Genomic DNA, 20,462 nt, shown 5'->3' with positions numbered 1-20,462 from the left:
CCGACCGCCGCCCCCGCCCCACCACCCTTGGAGACCTGATGCACCACCCCGCCCCGCAGGGCGCGGCCCGCCACCTCCGCCGCCTGCGGCACGCCACGGTGGCGGCCGCCACCGCCGGGATCGCCCTGACCGCCCTCGCCCCGGCCGCCCCGCCGGCCTCCGCCGCCCGCCCGGACGTCGTGCAGCAGCGCCTCGACGCCCTGGTGAGGGACGACGGGATGCCCGCCGCCCTGGCCACCGTGAAGGGCCGCGACGGCCGCAGCCGCACCTACGTGGCCGGCGTCGGTGACCTCGCCACCGGCGCCCGGGTGCCCGTGGACGGGCAGATCCGGGCCGGCAGCAACACCAAGGCGTTCACCGCCGTGGTGGTCCTGCAACTGGTCGCCGAGGGCAGGATCGGCCTGGACGCGGCCGTCGAGACCCACCTGCCGGGCCTGCTGCGCGGGGACGGCTTCGACGGCCGGCGGATCACGGTCCGTCAGCTGCTCCAGCACACCAGCGGCCTGCCCGACTACATGGACGCCCCCGCGCTGGCCGACTTCACCACCATCCAGTACCGGTACTTCGAGCCGCGCGAGCTGCTCGACGGGGCGCTGGCCCAGCCGGCCCGGTTCGCCGCCGGGACGGCCTGGGAGTACAGCAACACCAACTACCTGGTGGCCGGCCTGCTGATCCAGCAGGTCACCGGACGCCCCTACGGCGAGGAGGTCACCCGGCGGGTCGTCGACCGGATCGGCCTGCGCCACACCTACGTGCCGGCCGTCGGCGAGACGGCGATCCGGGAGGCGCACCCGCACGGCTACCTGCGCACCGCCCCGGGCGCGCCGCTGGTGGACTACACCGCGATGGACGCCTCGATGGCCTGGGCGGCCGGTGCGGTGGTCTCCACCAACACCGACCTGAACACCTTCTACGGCGCCCTGCTGACGGGCCGTCTGCTGCCCGCCGCCCAGTTGGCCGAGATGCGGACCACGGTGCCGGCCGAGCTGTTCGGACCCGGTGTCCGCTACGGCCTGGGCATCCAGAGCCGGCCGCTCAGCTGCGGCGGCCTGGTCTGGGGCCACGGCGGCACCTCGCCCGGCCACCGCACCCGGGGCGGCGCCACCGAGGACGGCCGGGCCGCCACCATCACCGTCACCACCGTCCCGGACGCCGCCACCGGGACCCGGCTGACCGACGCGGTGGACGCGGCCCTCTGCCGCTGACCCGCTCGACCCGACATCCACCCGACCACTCTGCGACCACCCCCGCAAGCACCCCCGCACCCACCCCCGGGACCGGCCCGGACGCCTACCCTAGGCGTCCGGGCCGGCCGCGTACGGGACGAAGCTGCTGCGGTGCTCGTCCACGGCCAGCGGGCGGCCGAGCGGCGGGGCGGCGCGCTGGGGGCAGGCCGGGCGGTCGCAGACCTTGCAGCCGAGGCCGATCGGGGTGGCGGCGCCGGGGTCGGTGAGGTCGAGCCCGGTGGAGTACACCAGCCGTGCGGCGTGCCGGAGTTCACAGCCCAGGCCGATGGCGAAGGTCTTGCCGGGGCGGCCCCAGCCACCGGGGGAGCGGGTGACGGCCCGGGCCGTCCAGAGGTGGCGCTGCCCGTCCGGCATGGCGGCGATCTGGACGTGCACCCGGCCGGGGGCGGCGAACGCGTCGTAGACGTTCCACAGCGGGCAGGTGCCCCCGGTGCGGGAGAAGTGGAAGCCGGTGGCGGACTGCCGCTTGGAGACGTTCCCGGCCCGGTCGACCCGGACGAAGGAGAACGGGACGCCGCGCAGCCGTGGCCGCTGGAGGGTGCTGAGCCGGTGGCAGACCGTCTCGTAGCCGACGCCGAAGTGGTCGGCCAGGTGCTCGATGTCGTACCGGGCGCGCTCCGCCTCGGCGTGGAAGACCCGGTAGGGGAGCACCAGTGCGGCGGCGAAGTAGTTGGCCAGGCCGATCCGGGTCAGCGACCAGGCCGGGCTGCCCTCCGGGTTGTCCTGGGACGCCAACTCCGAGAGTAGCGCGTCGTGTTCGAGGTAGCCGAGCTGGGTGGCCATCCGGAACGCCTGCTGTCCGGGCCGCAGCCGGTCGGCCAGCCGCAGCACCCGGGCCTGCGGGTCGTAGACGTGCAGCGCCTCCCCGCCCCGGGCCAGCACCACCCCGTGCCGGGAGCCCAGCCGCTCGGCCAGCGCGGGGCCGACCGCGCCCCGCCGCAGCCCGATCTCCGCAGCCAGTTCCTCGGCCGCCAGGTCGAGCTCGTCGACGTAGTTGCGCCGCCGGTAGAAGTACTCGCGGACCTGCTCGTGCGGGGTGAGGGTGCCGACCACGGCCGGGCCGCGGTCCCCCGCCAGGACGGCGAGCTGCTCGGTGACGGCCCGGTGGCTGCGGCTGAGCTCGGTCAGCAGCTTCGCCACGGCGGGCAGCCGGGCCGCCAGCTCGTCCAGATCCCCCGCACCGACCCGACCGGCCGTCAGCTCCTCGCCCAGCGCGCCGCGCAGTTCGGTGCTCAGGCGGGCGGTGTCGGCCGGGGCGAAGTACCCCGCCTCCACGCCGAGCACCTCGGTCAGCCGCAGCAGCACGGGGACGGTCAACGGCCGTGCGTCGTGCTCCAGTTGGTTGAGGTAGCTGGGGGAGAGGTCGAGCAGCCGGGCCAGCGCGGCCTGGCTGTGCCCGCGCTCCTCCCGGAGCCGGCGCAGCCGCGCCCCGGCGAAGGTCTTGCCCATGTCCGTGGTCTCCCTCGCTCAGCCGCCGGTCCGGTGGGCGGAATCCTAGCCCCGGCGACCCGGCACCGGGCTTCGCAGTCTTCGCTGATTCGCGAGGAGGACTTCGCAGAGATTGGCAGCGGTCCACGGGTGACGTCCGGCCGGGCGGCTGCCAGAGTCGGTGCAGCGGCCGAGCGGCGCAGCACGAAAGCCCGGCACCACAAGGCAGTTCGGGCCCTGCGGCCGAGCAGCGGGGACACTAACGTCCCGGCGGCCGGTGCCGGCGCCCCGGCGCCCCGGCCGCATCCGGAGCCCACCGGGTGAGCCACCTCACATCCTTCGCAACGAATCCCCTGGAGCGAGTCATGACGCAGTCCCTTCGGCAGCAGCGGCAGGAGCAGCAGGCGGCGGAGCTGGCCGCCCGGTGGGCGTCCGACCCCCGCTGGGCCGGGGTCGAGCGCACCTACTCCGCCGCCGACGTGGTGCGCCTGTCCGGCTCCGTCCGGGAGGAGCACACGCTGGCCCGGCGCGGCGCCGAGCGGCTCTGGAAGCAGCTGCACGAGCAGGACTACATCCACGCGCTGGGCGCCCTGACGGGCGGTCAGGCGGTGCAGATGGTGAAGGCCGGACTACAGGCGATCTACCTCTCCGGCTGGCAGGTCGCGGCCGACGCCAACCAGGCCGGCCAGACCTACCCGGACCAGTCGCTCTACCCCGCCAACTCGGTGCCCCAGGTGGTCCGCCGGATCAACAACGCGCTGCTGCGCGCCGACCAGATCGACGCCGCCGAGGGCACCGACGGGCCGGACTGGCTGGTGCCGATCGTGGCCGACGCGGAGGCCGGCTTCGGCGGGCCGCTGAACGCCTTCGAGCTCACCAAGGGCATGATCGAGGCCGGTGCGGCCGGCATCCACTACGAGGACCAGCTGGCCTCCGAGAAGAAGTGCGGCCACCTGGGCGGCAAGGTGCTGGTGCCGACCGCGCAGCACGTCCGCACCCTGAACGCGGCCCGGCTGGCGGCCGACATCGCCGACGTGCCCACCGTGATCGTCGCCCGCACCGACGCGCTGGCCGCCAATCTGCTGACCAGTGACGTGGACGAGCGGGACGCCCGCTTCTGCACCGGCGAGCGCACCGCCGAGGGCTTCTACCGGGTCGAGCCCGGGATGGGCCCGGTGATCTCGCGCGGCCTGGCCTTCGCCCCGTACGCCGACCTGATCTGGGTGGAGACCGGCACCCCGGACCTGGCCCAGGCCCGGGAGTTCGCCGAGGCGCTCAAGGCCGAGTACCCGGACAAGATGCTGGCCTACAACTGCTCGCCCTCGTTCAACTGGAAGGCGGCCCTGGACGACGACCAGATCGCCAAGTTCCAGCGGGAGCTGGGGGCGATGGGGTACCGCTTCCAGTTCATCACGCTGGCCGGCTTCCACGCGCTCAACCACTCGATGTACCAGCTGGCCCGGGGCTACGCCGAGCGCGGCATGACCGCCTACGTGGACCTCCAGGAGGCCGAGTTCGCGGCCGTCCCGGACGGCTACACCGCCGTGAAGCACCAGCGCGAGGTCGGCACCGGCTACTTCGACCTGGTCTCCACCGCCGTCAACCCGAACGCCGAGACGCTCGCCCTCACCGGCTCCACCGAGGAGGAGCAGTTCCACTGAGCCGGCCGCCGAGCCGTCCCTGAGCCATCCGAGCCACCCCCGGCGGCTGCCCCTGCGAGGGCGCTCCGTAGCCGCCGATCTCCCCGCCCGGGGCCTCGTTGAGGGACGAGGCCCCGGGCCCACCCTGCCCACACCCCCTGCCCAAACCCCCCTGCCCACACCCCCCGGCCCCCACCTCCTGCCCCGCCACTCCCAGACCCGGAGCCCGCCATGTCCCAGCCCAGCCGCATCGAGGTCCTCGGCGCCCCCGAGGACCGCTTCGAGGAGATCCTGACCCCCGGGGCCCTGCGCTTCGTGGCCCGGCTGCACGAGGTCTTCGCCCCGCGCCGGGCCGAACTGCTGGCCGAACGCGACCGCCGCCGGGCCGAGTTGGCGGCCGGCGGCACCCTGGACTTCCGTCCGGAGACGGCGCACGTCCGGGCGGACCGCAGCTGGCGGGTGGCCGGCGCCGGCCCCGGCCTGGCCGACCGCCGGGTGGAGATCACCGGCCCGCCCGAGCGCCGGATGACCGTCAACGCGCTCAACTCTGGTGCCCGGGTCTGGCTCGCCGACTTCGAGGACGCCACCGCCCCCACCTGGCACAACCTGATCAACGGTCAGCTCAACCTGGTCGACGCGATCGAGCGCCGGATCGACGACCACACCCCGGAGGGGAAGCGCTACCGGATCGGCGACGCACCCGCCACCATCGTGGTCCGGCCCCGGGGCTGGCACCTGGACGAGGCCCACCTGCTGATCGACGGCCGCCCGGCGGTCGCGGCCCTGGTCGACTTCGGCCTCTACCTCTTCCACAACGGGCGGCGCCAGATCGACCGCGGCCACGGCCCGTACTTCTACCTCCCCAAGCTGGAGAATCACCTGGAGGCCCGGCTCTGGAACGAGATCTTCTCGTACGCCCAGGCCGAGCTGGGCATCCCGCACGGCACCATCCGGGCGACCGTGCTGATCGAGACCATCACCGCCGCCTTCGAGATGGACGAGATCCTCTACGAACTCCGGGACCACGCGGCCGGGTTGAACGCGGGCCGGTGGGACTACCTGTTCAGTCTGATCAAGAACTTCGCCCAGCACGGCCCGCGCTACGTGCTCCCGGACCGCTCCTCGCTGACCATGACCCAGCCCTTCCTGCGCGCCTACACCGACCTGCTGGTCCGCACCTGCCACCGGCGCGGCGCGCACGCCATCGGCGGGATGGCCGCCGCGATCCCGCAGCGCGACCCGGCGGCCAACGAGGTGGCGCTCACCAAGGTCCGACTCGACAAGGAGCGCGAGGCCGGTGACGGCTTCGACGGCTCCTGGGTCGCCCACCCGGCCCTGGTGGAGACCTGCCGGACGGCCTTCGACGCGGTGCTGGGCGAGCACCCGCACCAGCTCGACCGCAGCCGGGAGGACGTCGAGGTCACCGCCGCCGACCTACTCGGCGTGCACCGCCTGACGGTGGGTCTGCCCACCGAGCAGGGCCTGCGCGCCAACGTGGCGGTCGCCCTGCGCTACCTCACCGCCTGGCTCGGCGGCAGCGGCGCGGTCGCCGTCTTCGGCCTGATGGAGGACGTGGCCACCGCCGAGATCGCCCGCTGCCAGCTCTGGCAGTGGCAGCACCACTGCGCGCGGCTGGCCGGCGGCACCCTGGCCACGGCGGGCGCCGTCCGGCGCCAGATCGACCGGGAGCGGGCCCTGATGCTCACCGAGGGAGCGGACCCGGAGTTGCTGGACGAGGCCGTCCGGGTGCTGGAGGAGACCGCGCTCGGCGACGACCTGCCGCCCTTCCTCACCACCGCCGCCTACGCCCGCCACCTGGTGCGCACCGTCACCCCGGCCTGACCGGGCCCGAACACCGTCAGAGAGGCAGCACCGTGAACGAGATCCGCCGCGTGGCCGTGGTCGGCGCCGGGCAGATGGGCGCCGGCATCGCCGAGGTCTTCGCCCGGGCCGGGCTGGACACCGTGGTCTGCGAACGCGACCCGGCCGCCCTCCGGGCCGCCCGGGCCCGGATCGACCGCTCCCTGCACCGGGCCGCCGAGCGCGGCCGGCTCGACGAGCGGCAGCGCACCGACGCCTGGGCCCACCTGCTCTTCGCCGACGACCTGGAGGCGCTGGCGGACCGTCAGCTGGTGGTCGAGGCGGTGGTCGAGGACGAGTCGGTGAAGACCGGGGTGCTCGGCAGCCTGGACAAGATCCTGGCCGACGAGCGGGCGGTGCTGGCCACCAACACCTCCGCCATCCCGGTCACCCGCCTCGGCATCGCCACCGGACGGCCCACCCACGTGCTGGGCCTGCACTTCTTCAACCCGGCGCCGGTCATGCCGCTGGTCGAGGTGGTCAGCTCGCTGCACACCGACCTCGAGGTCACCGAGCGGATCGCCGCCTTCGCCGCCGGCACCCTCGGCAAGCACGTGATCCGCTCCCGGGACCGGGCCGGCTTCGTGGTCAACGCGCTGCTGGTGCCGTACCTGCTCGCCGCGATCCGGATGGCCGAGGGCGGTCACGCCTCCGCCGAGGACATCGACGCGGGCATGGTGCACGGCTGCGCCCACCCGATGGGCCCGCTCCAACTCGCCGACCTGATCGGGCTGGACACCGTCCAGGCGATCGCGCAGTCGCTGTACGACGAGTACAAGGAGCCGCTCTACGCGCCGCCGCCGCTGCTGGCCCGGATGGTGGAGGCGGGCCTGCTGGGCCGCAAGAGCGGACGCGGCTTCCACCCGCACCCGGCGGCCTGACCCGGCCCGGCCCGCCCCACCGGGCCCGGACCCGCCGGTGCCCCGGCCTCCGTCGCGGAGGGCCGGGGCACCGGTGCGCTCGGGTGGCCGCCGATGCCGGACGGGGCGTCAGGGGGCAGTGATGCCCGGCTGGGTGCCCGCGCCGAAGGACCAGCCCTCGACGTCGCCGGGGGCGGGGTCGTAGGAGGCGCCGCCCAGGTTGCTGTAGACCCACGGGGTGCCGTGCTGGGCGTGCCAGTAGGACCAGTAGGCCGAGCCGGTCGGGTTGGTGCAGGTGGTCGGCAGGCTGTTGATCTTGCAGACGAAGCCCGGGAAGCGCGGGTGGAACGCGTAGGAGAAGCCCGCGCCGGTCAGCGCGGCCAGGCCGCTGGCCGGGTCACCCGGGGCACAGCCGGTCTGGATGCCGCCGCCCACGGCGGTGAAGTCGACCACCACCGTGACCCCGGAGGTGCCGGAGCAGGCAGCGGCCTGGGCGGGGGTGGCGGTCACCACCGCCGAGGCGGCGAGCAGGCCGGCGGCCAGGGCGGTGGCACCGAACGTCCTTCTGGTCAGCATGGTGTGACGGTCCTTTCGGAGGAGGGCTCAGCGGCAGGCGAGGGTGGGCGCGTCCGGGCGGGCGCCGTGTGCGGAGAGGGTGGCCAGCGAGCTGCCGGCGAGGCCGAGCACGGCCTGCGCGGTGGCCCGGTTCGCGGTGGCGGCGTTGAAGCCGGTGGCGTCGTAGGCGACCGCACCCCGGTTGACGGCGGTGGCCGAGCAGCCCTGCTGGAGCTTGACCAGGCTGCTCCAGCCCTTGAGACCGGCCCCGTAGCGGCCGTTCGAGAGCAGTGCGGCGGTGGCCAGCCCGGTGCTGTTGGCGTTGGAGGCGGTGGCCCCGGCGGCGGCGAAGCCACCGTCCGCGTTCTGGTGCGCGGTCAGCCAGCCGAGACCCGAACTGGCCTTGGCCGTACGGCCGGTGGCGGCCAGTGCCTGGACGGCGAGGGCGGTGGCGTCCGGGTCGCTGGTGCAGGCCGGCTGCCCGAGGGCGACCGGGAAGCCGCCGTCCGCGCACTGGGTGGAGGCCAGGAAGTCCACGGCGGCGGTCGGCGCGCCGGCCGGAGTGCGCTTGAGTGCTATGACGGCCAGGGCCTGGCCGAAGTTGTTGCTGTAGTCGCCCCACTGGGAGCGGTCGGAGAACCGGCCGGACGGCGTCTGGAGGCCGCGCAGCTGCCCCGGCAGGTCCACCCCGCCGAACGAGGCCGGGTTCGCCCCCCGCACCTGGGCGGCCAGCAGCAGCTTGGCCGTGGCCCCCGCGTACGCCTCGGTGGTGCCGTCGCCGACGTAGCCGGTGGTGTTGGCGGGCTGGGCCAGCCAGGCGGTGGCCCGGGCGGCGGCCTGGTCGGAGCTGTGGGCGGCGGCGAAGGCGAGCACGGCGTCCACGGTCAGACCCTGGTCCGGGTAGGCCGTGCCGTCGAAGACCGACTCGAAGTGGTCGCCGTTCACCAACTGGCGGGCCAGCCAGCCGGCGGCAGCGGCATCAGGGCGGATGGTGGCGCCGGAGCCGGAGGTGGCCTGTGCGGCGGTGACGGTCGGCAGGGTGGCGGCGAGGGCGAGCGCGGCGGTCGCGAACAGGCCCAGGGAGCGGCGGAGCGCGGGCATGAACTGCCTTTCCGGGCCTGGACGCAGGGGCCCGGAGGGCCTGCCCGAGAGAGACCTCGGGGCAGCCCACGGGGCTCCGGCCCGCAGACCACGACGGGAGGAGTTGGCGGTACACCTCCGCAGCCGGGTATCCGGGCTCGCCGCCGACCGGGGTCGGCGACCTACCGTTGCGGGTCAGCGCCGGTTTCGGACCGGCTTCCCCCAGCGGCGGAGTCGAGAGTTGACGGCCCATCATCCCGGCGCCGAAATCCCGGGGTCAAGGGCCGAGTGCGTCACACCGGCAGCCCGACCCGACCCGGCCCGGCCCGGCCCGGCCCGACCTGCTCCGGTCCCGGCCCGTCCCGGCACCGCACCGGCACCGTCCCCGGGGTGGCCTGCCCGGGTGCCCGGCCGGGGGAGAATCGGGGCATGCGACAGATCCTGATCATCGGCATCGGTGCCGGCGACCCCGACCACCTCACCCTCCAGGCCGCGAAGGCCATCGCCCGCACCGAGGTCTTCTTCCTCCTCGACAAGCCCGAGGAACGGAAGGAGATGATCGACCTGCGCCGCCGCATCCTCACCGAGCACGCCGCCCCGGGCCACCGGGTGGTGGCGGTGCCGGACGCGGAACGCGACCGGACCACCCCCGCCTACCGGGAGGCGGTGGACGACTGGCGCACCCGCCGGGCCGACCTGGTCGAGGGACTGATCGCCGAGCACCTCGGCGAGAACGGCACCGGGGCCTTCCTGGTCTGGGGCGATCCGAGCCTGTACGACAGCGTGATCGCGGTGGTGGAGGACGTGCTGGGCCGCGGCCGGCAGTCCTTCGGGTACGAGGTGATCCCCGGGATCAGCAGCGTCTCCGCGCTCGCCGCCCGGCACCGCACCACGCTGACCCGGGTCGGCCGTCCGCTGCAGATCACCACCGGGCGTCGGCTGGCCGCCGGGATGCCGGAGCAGGTGGACGACGTGGTGGTGATGCTGGACGGCCGCGCCGCGTTCGCCGAGATCGACCCCGAGGGGCTGGAGATCCTCTACGGCGCCTACCTAGGCACCCCCGACGAGATCCTCGACGCCGGACCGCTCGCCGAGGCGGTGCCCCGGATTCGGGAGGCGCGTGAACGGGCGCGCGAGCGCAAGGGCTGGATCATGGACACCTACCTGCTGCGCCGCACCGGGAAGTGACGGCGGCTCAGGACGGGGCGCCGGGGTCCGGGCAGTGAGTCCGCGGCGGGTCCGGGCGGCGGGGTCCGGGCGGCGGGGTCCGGGCGGGTACGGCGGTGGCCGGTCACCCGGTGGTGCGAGCCACCGGGTGACCGGCCACCGCCACCGGTCCGTCAGCCCCGGAAGTTGGCCGGACGCTCCGGAGACGCCTCGGCGAGCGCCTTGGTGACGGCCTCGACACCGGCCCGCAGACCGTAGACCGGGGTGTCCGGCTGCTGGCGCCAGGAGTCGTCGATGCCGCCGGAGTCCACGGTGTCGAACCCGAGGGCATCGATCAGGTCACGCACCAGCTGCTTGGCCGCCGGGTCGTCACCGGCCACCGGCAGGGCGATCCGCTCCGGGTCCCCGGCCGGCAGCGGACGGTCCAGGATGTCCTGGGCGTAGGTGCCGTTGAACGCCTTGACCACCGGGTGGCCGAGCTGCCGCTCGACCCAGCGGCTCTCGGTCAGGCCCTCGTCCTCGATGCCGGCGATCCGGCCGTCGCGCGGCTGCGGGTAGTAGTTGTTGGTGTCGATCACGACGAAGCCGTCCGCCGCACCGGCGAACAGGTCGTCGGGCAGGCCGGGGATGTTCTTCAGCGGGATGGTCACCACGACCAGCTCCGCCCCGGCCGCCGCCTCGGTGGCGAGCACTGCGGTGGCGCCGGTCTCCGCCGCCAGCTCGGAAAGGGTCTCCGGGCCACGGGAGTTGGCCACCTTCACCTCATGGCCGAGGCTGGTGAGCCGGCGGGTCAGGTTGCCACCGATGTGGCCCGCGCCGATGATGCCGATCTTCATGGGATGTGCTCCGTGCTTCTTCGGTGAACGGTCGGAGAGGAAGGAGATGGCCGGGGGAGGGGGGAGGGGTCAGGCCAGCGAGCTGAGCTCGGCGAAGTCCGCGTCGTCCAGGGTCACCAGGGCGCCGCCCAGGTTCTCCTCCAGGTGCGACACCTTCGAGGTGCCGGGGATCGGCAGCACCACCGGGGAGCGGCGCAGCAGCCAGGCCAGCGCGAGCTGGGCCGGGGTGGCGCCGAGACGCGTCGCGATGGCGTCCAACTTGCCGCCCGGGCGGGCGAGTTCGCCGGTGGCGATCGGGAACCACGGGATGAAGGCGATGCCCTCGGCGGTGACGTGGTCGAGCACCTCCTCGGAGGCGCGGTCCACCAGGTTGTAGCGGTTCTGCACCGAGACGATCTCGGCGTGCTTGCGGGCCTCGGTCAGCTCCTCCACGGTGACCTCGGAGAGGCCGATGTGGCGGATCTTGCCCGCCTGCTGGAGCTGCGCCAGCTCGCCGAGCTGCTCGGCCACCGGCACCTGCGGGTCGATCCGGTGCAGCTGGTAGAGGTCGATCCGCTCCAGGCCGAGGTGGCGCAGGCTCAGCTCGACCTGCTGGCGCAGGTACTCGGGCCGGCCGACCGGGTGCCACTCGTTCGGCCCGGTGCGGGTCAGGCCGCCCTTTGTGCCAATCACCAGGTCGTCGGCGTACGGGTGCAGGGCCTCCTTGATCAGCTGCTCGCTGACGAACGGCCCGTAGGAGTCGGCGGTGTCGATGAAGGTCACACCCTGCTCGACGGCCCGGCGCAGCACCCGCACCGCCTCCGCCGGGTCCTCCGGGGCGCCCCAGACACCCGGCCCGGTGATGCGCATCGCACCGAAGCCGAGCCGGTTGACGGGCAGGTCGCCGCCGAGGGAGAAGCTGCCGGAGGAGTCGGCGGGGCGGGAGGTGGACGAGGTGCTCATGGAGCACTCCTCTCGATCGGTCTCACGGTGCGTCGGCGGTCGGACGGGCGCCGTGCTGCGCGCCACGTGGATGCCGAACCGAGCGGTCCGGGGGAATGTTCCCGTGTTGCCGGAAGATTGCGCGGCTCCGTCGGGTCACCTGTCGGGTCAGCTCTCCGTGCGCTCGTCCGCCGGCCCGGCCGCTCGCCCGTCGCCGGGGTCGGCCGGGCGGTGAGGCTTCGTCAGGACGCGGTCTTGGAGAGCTGCGCGAGGCTGATGGAGAGCGCGCTGTACGCGCTCTGCGCCTCGGCCGCTTCGGAGAGCTTGGGGCCGCCGGTCAGGCCGGTCTCCTTGTTCTGCGCGCAGTTGGTGGCCGTGCGCTCCGTCTCGTCGAGCACCTTCGCCCAGGAGCGCTGGCCCGTCTCGTCCGGCAGCTTGCGGTACGCCCGCGCCGAGGCGACGTGGTCGAGGATCTGCCGGCAGCGGGCGACGGCTTCGCTGCCGCCGCCCTGTCCGCTGAGCTGCACCAGCGAGCGGATGTCGGTGCCCATCGCCAGGGTGTGCTCCTTCCCGCCCTTGTCCACCCAGCTCTTGAAGGAGTCGTCGTCGCCACCGGAGCAGCCGACCGCGCCTGCGGAGAGCAGGGCGGCGATCGTCAGTGCTATCGCGGCGCGCGCGGTGGGGCGGTGGTGCATGTCGGTGTTCACGGGCACGTCCTTCGTCCGAGGCCTTGACCGGCAGTGGAGTTGACAGCCTGTCAGCTCCCTGCGACAAGCCGCAGGATCTTGGCCGCTCAGCTCCGCTCAGCTCAGCTCAGCGCAGTGCCCGGGCGACTGAGGCGAGGAAGCCGTTCAGGTGGCCGGTGAAGGCCGGATGAGGTGGTTTGGGGCAGCCGGGCAGCTCCGCCGCGCTGGGCAGCAGGCCCAGCAGCGCGTCGACCGTCCGCCGTCGATGTCGGGAGTTCTCCGCAACGGCGGGGAGCACGGCGACCGGCATCCCCAGGGTGGCCAACTCGCGGTCGGTGACGCCGCGCAGGGTCTCACCGCCCAGCAGCGCGCGGACGGTCGGCCCGGCGGCGCCCAGGGCGGTCAGCCCGGCTCGGGTGTGGGCGTCCACCACCGGATCGCCGGCGGTCGCGGGCCAGGCCAGCAGCAGCCGGGACACCCGCCCGGGGAAGGCCAGCGCCAGCCGGACGGCCACCGAGCATCCGTTGGACCCGGCCACCAGCGCGACCGGCCGTTTCGGCAGCTGCCGGGCCAACTGCGCGGCCTCGGCCTGCCAACTCGTCGGCCGGCGCGGCCGGTCGGGCGCGAGCACCGGATGCCCGGCCCGTTCGAGGCCGGCCGTGATCCCCGGTACGGCCCAGAACCGGGTGGCGTCCATGGCGTCCTCCCGGAGACCGCCGTGGACGAGCAGGACGGGGTGCCGGCAGGGCGTGCGGTCATGCGGTGTCCTGGGCCGGATCGGAGGGTGTCGGTGGGGTGGGCGTACCGCTGCTGCCGGACGACCGGAGGGGTCCTGGTGGGCCGGGCCGCCGAACGGCCTGCCGATCGCACGGGTCGGCCCGTACACCCGGCCGGTGCATCCGGTTCGCCCCGGCCTGGTCGGCCACCGGCCGGCGTGCTCCTCGGTCGTTCGTCGCGGGCCCCGACGGGCCCAGCCCGGACGGCGCGTCTGCCGTCCGGGCTGGGCCGGGGTCGGGGTGGGTGTCCGGTCCGCTCCGCCGGGTGGTCAGCAGGCCACGACGGCCGAGACGGTCGCGGTCGAGGCGGGCCAACCCGGCTGGTTCACCGAGAAGGTGGAGGTGACGGTGGCGCCGCAGGGGGCGGTGCCGTAGACGCTGCCGACCGCGTTCCCGCCGCTCTGGATGTAGACGGTGGGGTTGACCGGAGCGAGCGGGGCGCTGCCCACCACGGCACCGGAGACGGTGAAGCCGACCGACTGGGCCTGCCAGGACGGGTCGGTGGCGGTGGCCACGCCGTAGAACCGGACCTGGTTGCCCGTCACCTCGACGCAGGCGCGGGTCAGCAGGTAGCCGGGGGCACCCGGGGTGCCGCAGGTCACCCGGGGGCCGACGGGGCCGGCCGGCCCGGCGGGTGCGACGGCCGCCGCCTGGACGGTGGCGAGGGCGGCCAGGGCGGCGGTTGCGGCGGCGACAGTGGCCACGGTGCGCTTCATGTGGGCTCCTTGGGGAAGGTCTGATGCAATGTCACATGTCCTGTGTCGCATCATGGCAGGCCTCCTCCGCGTCGGGGGGAACGGAAGGCGATCTGCCGGTTATCGGCCGCCGATTGACCGGAATGACGTGTCGGTGGTCAGTCGATGGCGCCCCTGGAGCATCGATCTGACGCTCCGTCAACATGTTCTTTCGGCAAGGGTGTTCGGCGGAAGGTGAGCTCCCCCGCTCCGCAGGGCGGATCGGGAGCTGTCGTGCGGGTGGAGGGCCCGGTCGGCCCGGGCGGGCCGGGCGGGCCGGGGCGGGGTGGCCGGTGGCCTCGCCGAAGACCGTTGGGCGGGCCGGGAGCCCGCGCGCGCCGCCCGACGGGCCGATCCCGCTGCTCGCCTGGGCGGAGGTCAGGCCACCCGGGGCTCTGCCGGCTTCGGGGCGAACGGCCCGTGCAGGGCGGCCCACTGGAGGAGCATCACCGTCTTGGCGTCGGAGATCCGGCCGTCCAGGGTCATGGCGAGGGCCTCGGCGAAGGGGAGTTCGAGCACCTCGATGTCCTCGCCGTCCTCGGCCAGGCCGCCGCCGCGGCCGGTCCGGTCGGCCGGTGTGTAGGGGGCGGCGAAGAAGTGCAGGCACTCGGTGACGGAGCCCGGGCTCATGTAGGAGTCGAAGAGGTGGGTGAGTCGGCCGAGCTCCACGCCGAGCTCCTCGATGCTCTCGCGGCGGATCGCTGTCTCCGGGTCGTCGGCGTCCAGCAGTCCGGCCGCCGCCTCGATCAGCATGCCGTCCGGGTGGTCGTTCACGTAGGCGGGGTAGCGGAACTGGCGGGTGAGCAGCACCAGTCCGCGCTCGGCGTCGTAGGGCAGGACCACCGCGCCGTCGCCCCGGTCGTAGGTCTCGCGCTGCTGGCGCTCCCACCGCCCGTCCCGGCGCCGGTAGTCGAAGGTGGTGCGGCGCAGTACGTGCCAGCCCCGGGAGGTCAGCTCGACCTCCCGGATCCGGACGTCCGGATTGCGGTCGAGCTCGCGGCCGGCCAGATGGAGGCCGGTGCGGCCCCGGTGGTCAGGGGCGTCGACGCCGGGGACGGCGGTCGGAGAGGGAGCGGAGTGTGCCTGCTGGTCCATGGCGGCTACCCTACTCATCGAAACGTGCAGAAGCACGAAAGAACAGGAAGGAACGGGAATGCTGGCCGCCCAACGACGAGCCCACCTGCTGGCCCTGCTGGCCCGGACCGGGAAGGTGGTGGCCAAGGACGTCGCCGCCGACCTGGGCATCTCCGAGGACAGTGTCCGCCGCGACCTCCGGGACCTCGCTGCCGAGGGCCTGTGCCAGCGGGTCTACGGAGGTGCACTGCCCGTCTCACCGGCCGTGGCCGGCTACGGCGCCCGGCAGACGGTGGCTCCGGACGGCAAGCGGAAGGTGGCCGGGGTGGCCGCCGCCCTGATCCGGCCGGGCGGCTCGGTGATCCTCGACGGCGGCACCACCGCCCTCGCAGTCGCCCGGGCCCTCCCGCCGGACCTCGCCTGCACCGTGATCACCCACAGCCCGACCGTGGCCGCCGCCCTGATCGACCATCAGGGAGCGGAGCTCTACCTGCTGGGCGGCCGGGTCTTCAAGCACTCCGCCGTCACCTGCGGCGCCGCCGCCGTCGAGGCGGCCCAGAACGTCTCCGCCGAGCTCTGTCTGCTCGGCGTGACGGGAGTCCACCCCGAGGCCGGGCTGACCACCGGGGACGCCGACGAGGCCGCGATGAAACGCGCCCTCGCCGCGCGGGCCGCGGACACCTACGTCCTGGCCTCGGCCGAGAAGCTCGGTACCGCCTCGCCGTACCGGGTGCTGCCCTGGGGGAAGATCACCGGGCTGATCACCGACGCGGACCCGGCCGATCCCGTGATCACCGGGATCGGGGCGCTCGGAGTCGAGGTCCTGACCGCCGCCTGACTGCCGCCCGACCACCAGCCCCCCGTCCCGGCCCCCGCCGGCCGCGGCACCGTCCCGGCGCCGATCGCCGGCCGGGACTCGCTGACCATCCGTCACCAGGGCACTTCCGTTCCGGCCGGAGCGCCACGTACGGTCGGCGGATGACCATTTCCCCTTCCGACCGCGTCCGCGGGTCCCTGCTCGGCGGCGCGCTCGGTGACGCCCTGGGCTGGCCGGTGGAGTTCCGCCGCCTGGAGCGCATCCGCGACGACTACGGCCCCCTGGGAGTGACCGGCCTGCGGGCCGCCGACCGCCCGGGCGACCGGGCCGGGGACATCACCGACGACACCCAGATGACCCTGTTCACCGTCGAGGGCCTGCTGGCCGGCGGCACCCTCGCCGACCTCCACCGCTCGTACCGGCACTGGCTGCTGACCCAGCATCGGCAGGGGCCGGGGCCGGCCCCCGCCTCGCCGCTGCTCGCACACGCCTTCCTCTACGCCCGCCGGGCTCCCGGCAACGCCTGCCTGAGCGGCCTGGAGGAGCACCCCGACCTCGTCCCACCGGTCCCGAGCGGCCTGACCGGGCCGGTCAACGGCCATTCCAAGGGCTGCGGCACCGTGATGCGCTCGGCCCCGTTCGGCCTGCTCGGCCTCGGGCCGGAGCAGTCCTTCGAACGGGCGGCCCAGGCGGCCCAGCTGACCCACGGTCACCCCACCGGCCAGCTGGCGGCGGGTGCCTTCGCCGCCCTGATCGACCTGGTGCTGGCCGACCGGTCGCTCCCCGAGGCGCTCGCGGTCACCGTCGAACTGCTGGAGCGCCACCCGAACGCCACCGAGACCGTCGAGGCCCTGGACCGCGCGGTGCGGATCGCGGCGGAGGGCCCGCCGTCGGCGGAGGCGGTGGAGCGGGTCGGACTGGGCTGGATCGCCGAGGAGTGCCTCGCCATCGCGGTCTACTGCGCGCTGGCCACCGACGACCCGCGCTCGGCCCTGCTGCTCGCCGTCAACCACTCCGGCGACAGCGACTCCACCGGGGCGGTCTGCGGCAATCTGGTCGGAGCGCTGTACGGCGCGGCGGCACTGCCCGCCGACTGGCTGGCGGTGGTGGAGGGCCGTGAGCTGGTCGCCGGGTCGGCGGACGCGCTCCTGGAGCACGCCCACTGGGTCTGACGGCCGATCGGGACGGGCTCGGTCGGCAGCACCGCCGACCGGCCCTTCACGCCTCAGTCCCTCTCCCCTGCCCCTTCCCCTTCATCGCCGTCCACGTCCTGCTCCTCGTCCGGGGAGTCGTCATGGACGCGCACGCGCTGCTCCTCCAGCTTCGCCAGCGCCGCGTAGTGCGCCGCCCGATCCCGGTCACCGATGTTCGTGGCCGCCGCGACCGCCGATCGGAGCAGGGCCAGGTACACGCTCGGCAGGGCGGCGACCTGACGGTCGGCCTCGGCGAACGCGGCTCCGGCGATCCCCGGCTCCGCGACCTCCGCCAGCCGGAACAGCTCCTCCACGTACTCCCGGTCCGGCAGGTGCTCCGTCGAGAGGGCCGCCGCCGTCTGCCCGAGGCGGTAGTCGGTCAGCGCCACCCAACTCGCCGGGTGGTCGCCCGCCTGCCGCTCCAGCCGGGCCAGGCGGAGCAGCCCCGAGGTCCGGTCGCCGGCGCTCGGGGCGAGGGCCAGCGCCTCCCGCTCCGCCCGGGCGGCGCCCGCGAAGTCGCCCAACTCCGCCAACCAGTAGCGGAGTTCGCCGAGCGTTGCGGCATCATACGGTTCCCCCGGATCCCCCTGCCCGGCCGCCCAGGTGTCCAGCAGCGCGCGGGCCCGGGCGGTGTCTCCGGTCAGCCTGGCGCGCTCGACCAGGGTGAAGGTGTCCTCCTCGGCCGGATCGGCCGGAAAGGACGAGCGCGCGTGCTCGAACCAACGCGCCACCTCCTCCTCCGACAACCACGGCTCGCCGTCCTCGCGGAGCAGCCGCGCCAACAGGTCGTCACGCTTCGGATGCCCGCCGGCCCGTACGTGATCGAGGGTGGCGGCGACCCCGGCCGCGCAGAGCGCCTGGAGGTCGTAGCCGCACCAGGTGTCGAAGTTGGCCCGCTTGATCTCCCAGTGCAGCCAGACGTCCTCGACCCGGCGGAACTCGGCGAGCAGCAGCCCGGCCAGCGTGGCCTCCTCGCCCAAACCCTGGAACGGAGCCTCCCGGCGGCACACCGCCTCCTGCCCGGCGAGCCAGCGGACCAGCTCCAGATCCTCGGGCCGCCGGTCGTACTGCAGCGCCCACAGCACCTGCGCCCGCCGGACCGCGTTGCGGTCGTACGCGTACCCCTCGGGGTCGGTGGCCCGCTCGTAGGCGGTCTCCGGCCACGCGTCGGCGGACCCGCGCATCCGGGTGAGTGCGTTCCGTTCGGCTTCGGTCATCGGGTCAGCATGGCAGCCACCGTGCGGTGCGGCCGTTCGGGGGTGGGCGGATCGGCGCGCGCCTACGGCGTTGGGCCGAAAGCGGGGATTCCTGTCATGAACGGCCTGGCGCTGGCCTGTTGATCGTTTGTCAGCTTTTCAGGTGGTTCATCCTGGTCGCGCACGTGTGTGGGCACGTGGTCGCGAGAGGAGTCGCCCGTGCGTCCGGTGAGGTCGTTGCTCGGCGGACGCGCATCCGTGGTGGTCCGGGTGATGCTGGCGCTGCTCTGCCTGCTGCCGCAGGGCGGTCTCGCCACCGCCGCCGTCCTCCCGGCCGCCGTCCTCCCGGCGACCGCGCCCGCAGCCCTGGTCGAGCGCCCGCGCGCGCAGGTGGCCTGCACGCCGACCGGCACCAACACCAACTGCGTCCGCCTCACCTACAGCGGAGGCGACCAGACCTTCACCGTCCCGCCCGGCGTCACCACCCTCTTCGCCCGGCTCTGGGGTGCGGGTGGTGGTGGCGTGCTGAGGTCCTACTACACCGGCCAGTTCGGCGGTGGTGGCGGTGGACACACCACCGGGAACCTCACCGTGACGCCGGGTCAGCAGCTCACCGTCACGGCCGGCCAGGGCGGCGTGACGAACAGCTCCGCCGTCACCTACGGCGGTGGTGGAGCCGGCGGTCAGGGACGGACCGAGGCCACCGGCGGCAGCGGCGGCGGCCTGTCCGCCGTCTGGGCCGGCGCCTACGGCACCAACCCGCTGCTGATCGCGGGCGGCGGTGGCGGCGCCTCACCCGGTGCCGACACCAACTCCCCGGCCGCCGGTGCCGGTGGCGGTGCCACGGGTGGCCAGGACGGCCAGCCCGCTTACTCCGGCCGGGGCGGCACCCAGAACGCGGGCGGCGCCGCCGCCACCCAGGCCGCCTGCACCGGCACCGCCGGCACCCGCTACCGGGGCGGGACCGGCGGCAACGCCTCCACCAACGAGGGTGGTGGCGGTGGTGGAGGCGGCAACTACGGCGGCGGTGGCGGCGCCTGCCAGCGGTCGGGGGAGATCAACGGGATGGGAGGCGGCGGCTCCGGCTACACCGGCGGCGCGGGCGTCTTCGGTACCTCGACCGGCAACGGCACCAACAGCTCCGCCAACGGTGTCGGCGGACTCTCCGGCGGCCGGGCCGACGCCCAGTACTCGTCCGGCACCGGTGTCGGTGGCGGCTACGGCAACGGCGGCAACGGCGAGGTCGTACTGGAGTGGCAGACCAGGGTCCAACTCTCCGTCACCAAGACGGCGGACAAGGCGAGGTACGTCCCAGGGCAGGCGCTCACCTACACCGTCGTGGTCCGCAACGCCGGCCCGGCCCCCGCCGTCGGTGCGGCGGTCCGCGACGCGCTGCCCTCCGCGCTCTCCGCCTTCACCTGGACCTGCGCGGCGGCCTCCGCCAACAGCAGCTGCGGAGCAGCGAGCGGCACCGGCAACCTCGACACCACGGCCACCATCGGCGCCAACGACAGCGTCACCTACACCATCACCGGCACCGTCCCGCCCACCACCACGGGCACCCTCTCCAACACCGCCACGGTCACCCGCCCGTCCGCCAGCACCGACCCGAACTGCGGCCCCACCTGCTCCAGCACCCTGGACACCCCGGGCCAGCCGACCAGCGGACTGTCCGTCACCAAGACGGCGGACAAGAACCCCTACGTGCCGGGCCAGCCGCTGACCTACACCATCACGGTGAAGAACGCCGGCCCTTCGGACGCGACCGGCGTCGGCGTCCGCGACACCCTGCCCACCGCGATCCGGGCCTTCAGCTGGAGCTGCGCCGCGAGCGGCGGCAGCAGCTGCGGCAGCCCGGCGACCGGCACGGGCGACATCGCCACCACGGTCAACCTCCGGGCCGGCGGCCAGGTCGTCTACACGCTGACCGGCACCGTCCCCGCCGACGCCACCGGCTCCCTCGACAACCGCGCCACCGTCACCCCGCCGGGAGGCACGGCCGATCCCGGCTGTACGCCGAACTGCACCAGCACCTCCAACCCGATCCCGCCTGCCGGGCGGGCCAGTCTGACGGTGTCGAAGGTGTTGTTGACGGACCCGGTGGTGCCTGGTCAGGAGATCCGGTGGCGGGTGACGGTGACCAATGGCGGGCCGTCGGTGGCCCGTGATGTGGTGGTGCGGGATCAGGTGCCGGCCGGGGTGACGGGCGCGGTGATGAGTGCCGATGCGGGTGGGGTCGCGTGTCCTGTCTCGTCGGGTGTGGCGGTCTGTCCGGCGGTGGAGCTGGCGGTGGGAGCGTCGGCGTCGTGGACGTTGAGCGGCACGCTCAGTCCTGATGCGACGGTGACGCCGACGAACGTGGTGACGGTGACGGGTGGTCCGGATCCGGCGT

Annotated in this window: 18 protein-coding genes and 1 riboswitch; of the genes, 8 read left to right on the top strand and 10 right to left on the bottom strand. The window is 74.3% G+C overall.

The features are described 5' to 3' along the window. Positions 1-38 precede the first annotated feature (38 nt). Entirely contained in the window at positions 39-1,205 is a 1,167-nt protein-coding gene (locus ACIRBX_RS23990; protein WP_402299281.1) for a serine hydrolase domain-containing protein, read from the top strand. Between the two features lie 90 nt (positions 1,206-1,295). Here ACIRBX_RS23990 and ACIRBX_RS23985 read toward each other — a convergent pair whose 3' ends face one another. Then, positions 1,296-2,696: a short-chain fatty acyl-CoA regulator family protein gene (locus ACIRBX_RS23985; RefSeq protein ID WP_402299279.1), complete on the bottom strand. Its 1,401-nt coding sequence runs from the start codon at positions 2,694-2,696 to the stop codon at positions 1,296-1,298. A gap of 344 nt (positions 2,697-3,040) precedes the next feature. On the opposite strand from ACIRBX_RS23985, the gene aceA reads away from it, so the two are divergent. The 3 genes from aceA to ACIRBX_RS23970 all read left to right on the top strand — a co-directional run bounded on the left by aceA (position 3,041) and on the right by ACIRBX_RS23970 (position 7,056). Beyond that, the gene (gene aceA, locus ACIRBX_RS23980; RefSeq protein ID WP_402299277.1) at positions 3,041-4,336 is read left to right on the top strand and encodes an isocitrate lyase; all 1,296 of its coding nucleotides are present in this window, start codon (positions 3,041-3,043) and stop codon (positions 4,334-4,336) included. A gap of 210 nt (positions 4,337-4,546) precedes the next feature. Next, on the top strand, positions 4,547-6,157 hold the full coding sequence (gene aceB / locus ACIRBX_RS23975) for a malate synthase A (RefSeq protein ID WP_402299275.1): 1,611 nt from the start codon (positions 4,547-4,549) through the stop codon (positions 6,155-6,157). 32 nt (positions 6,158-6,189) lie between these two features. Further along, a complete protein-coding gene (locus ACIRBX_RS23970) occupies positions 6,190-7,056 on the top strand; it encodes a 3-hydroxybutyryl-CoA dehydrogenase (protein WP_402299273.1) in 867 nt (288 codons plus the stop codon). Positions 7,057-7,164: 108 nt separating this feature from the next. On the opposite strand, the gene ACIRBX_RS23965 is transcribed toward ACIRBX_RS23970, so the two are convergent. Beyond that, positions 7,165-7,611, bottom strand: coding sequence for a flagellar hook-length control protein FliK (locus tag ACIRBX_RS23965; protein ID WP_402299271.1), 447 nt, complete (start codon positions 7,609-7,611; stop codon positions 7,165-7,167). 27 nt (positions 7,612-7,638) lie between these two features. Beyond that, positions 7,639-8,691: a peptidase gene (locus tag ACIRBX_RS23960; protein ID WP_402299269.1), complete on the bottom strand. Its 1,053-nt coding sequence runs from the start codon at positions 8,689-8,691 to the stop codon at positions 7,639-7,641. A gap of 104 nt (positions 8,692-8,795) precedes the next feature. After that, positions 8,796-8,915, bottom strand: a riboswitch (cobalamin riboswitch). A gap of 184 nt (positions 8,916-9,099) precedes the next feature. Here ACIRBX_RS23960 and cobF point away from each other — a divergent pair. After that, positions 9,100-9,858 (top strand): precorrin-6A synthase (deacetylating), encoded by a 759-nt coding sequence (gene cobF, locus ACIRBX_RS23955; RefSeq protein ID WP_402299267.1) that lies wholly within the window; start codon positions 9,100-9,102, stop codon positions 9,856-9,858. A 152-nt stretch (positions 9,859-10,010) separates the two neighbouring features. Here cobF and ACIRBX_RS23950 read toward each other — a convergent pair whose 3' ends face one another. The 6 genes from ACIRBX_RS23950 to ACIRBX_RS23925 form a co-directional block, all read right to left on the bottom strand. Next, the gene (locus ACIRBX_RS23950) at positions 10,011-10,721 is read right to left on the bottom strand and encodes an NADPH-dependent F420 reductase (protein ID WP_402299874.1); all 711 of its coding nucleotides are present in this window, start codon (positions 10,719-10,721) and stop codon (positions 10,011-10,013) included. Between the two features lie 21 nt (positions 10,722-10,742). Then, on the bottom strand, positions 10,743-11,615 hold the full coding sequence (locus ACIRBX_RS23945) for an aldo/keto reductase (protein WP_402299265.1): 873 nt from the start codon (positions 11,613-11,615) through the stop codon (positions 10,743-10,745). Positions 11,616-11,836: 221 nt separating this feature from the next. Then, the gene (locus ACIRBX_RS23940) at positions 11,837-12,301 is read right to left on the bottom strand and encodes a hypothetical protein (protein ID WP_402299263.1); all 465 of its coding nucleotides are present in this window, start codon (positions 12,299-12,301) and stop codon (positions 11,837-11,839) included. A 106-nt stretch (positions 12,302-12,407) separates the two neighbouring features. After that, on the bottom strand, positions 12,408-12,977 hold the full coding sequence (locus tag ACIRBX_RS23935; RefSeq protein ID WP_402299261.1) for an alpha/beta fold hydrolase: 570 nt from the start codon (positions 12,975-12,977) through the stop codon (positions 12,408-12,410). A gap of 348 nt (positions 12,978-13,325) precedes the next feature. Further along, entirely contained in the window at positions 13,326-13,772 is a 447-nt protein-coding gene (locus ACIRBX_RS23930; RefSeq protein ID WP_402299259.1) for a hypothetical protein, read from the bottom strand. A 396-nt stretch (positions 13,773-14,168) separates the two neighbouring features. Beyond that, positions 14,169-14,885: an NUDIX domain-containing protein gene (locus tag ACIRBX_RS23925; RefSeq protein WP_402299257.1), complete on the bottom strand. Its 717-nt coding sequence runs from the start codon at positions 14,883-14,885 to the stop codon at positions 14,169-14,171. Positions 14,886-14,943: 58 nt separating this feature from the next. On the opposite strand from ACIRBX_RS23925, the gene ACIRBX_RS23920 reads away from it, so the two are divergent. Both ACIRBX_RS23920 and ACIRBX_RS23915 read left to right on the top strand, forming a co-directional pair. Next, entirely contained in the window at positions 14,944-15,702 is a 759-nt protein-coding gene (locus ACIRBX_RS23920; protein WP_402299255.1) for a DeoR/GlpR family DNA-binding transcription regulator, read from the top strand. 140 nt (positions 15,703-15,842) lie between these two features. Next, the gene (locus ACIRBX_RS23915; protein ID WP_402299253.1) at positions 15,843-16,853 is read left to right on the top strand and encodes an ADP-ribosylglycohydrolase family protein; all 1,011 of its coding nucleotides are present in this window, start codon (positions 15,843-15,845) and stop codon (positions 16,851-16,853) included. Between the two features lie 53 nt (positions 16,854-16,906). On the opposite strand, the gene ACIRBX_RS23910 is transcribed toward ACIRBX_RS23915, so the two are convergent. Then, positions 16,907-18,091 (bottom strand): hypothetical protein, encoded by a 1,185-nt coding sequence (locus tag ACIRBX_RS23910; protein WP_402299251.1) that lies wholly within the window; start codon positions 18,089-18,091, stop codon positions 16,907-16,909. A 198-nt stretch (positions 18,092-18,289) separates the two neighbouring features. Here ACIRBX_RS23910 and ACIRBX_RS23905 point away from each other — a divergent pair. Then, a partial coding sequence (locus tag ACIRBX_RS23905; RefSeq protein WP_402299249.1) for a glycine-rich protein occupies positions 18,290-20,462 on the top strand: 2,173 nt, incomplete at its 3' end.

This window comes from Kitasatospora sp. NPDC096147 (genome assembly GCF_044763225.1).
Classification (GTDB): Bacteria; Actinomycetota; Actinomycetes; order Streptomycetales; family Streptomycetaceae; genus Kitasatospora.
The sequence above is the reverse complement of the archived record's forward strand: the minus strand, read 5'-3'. Positions and strand labels throughout refer to the sequence as shown.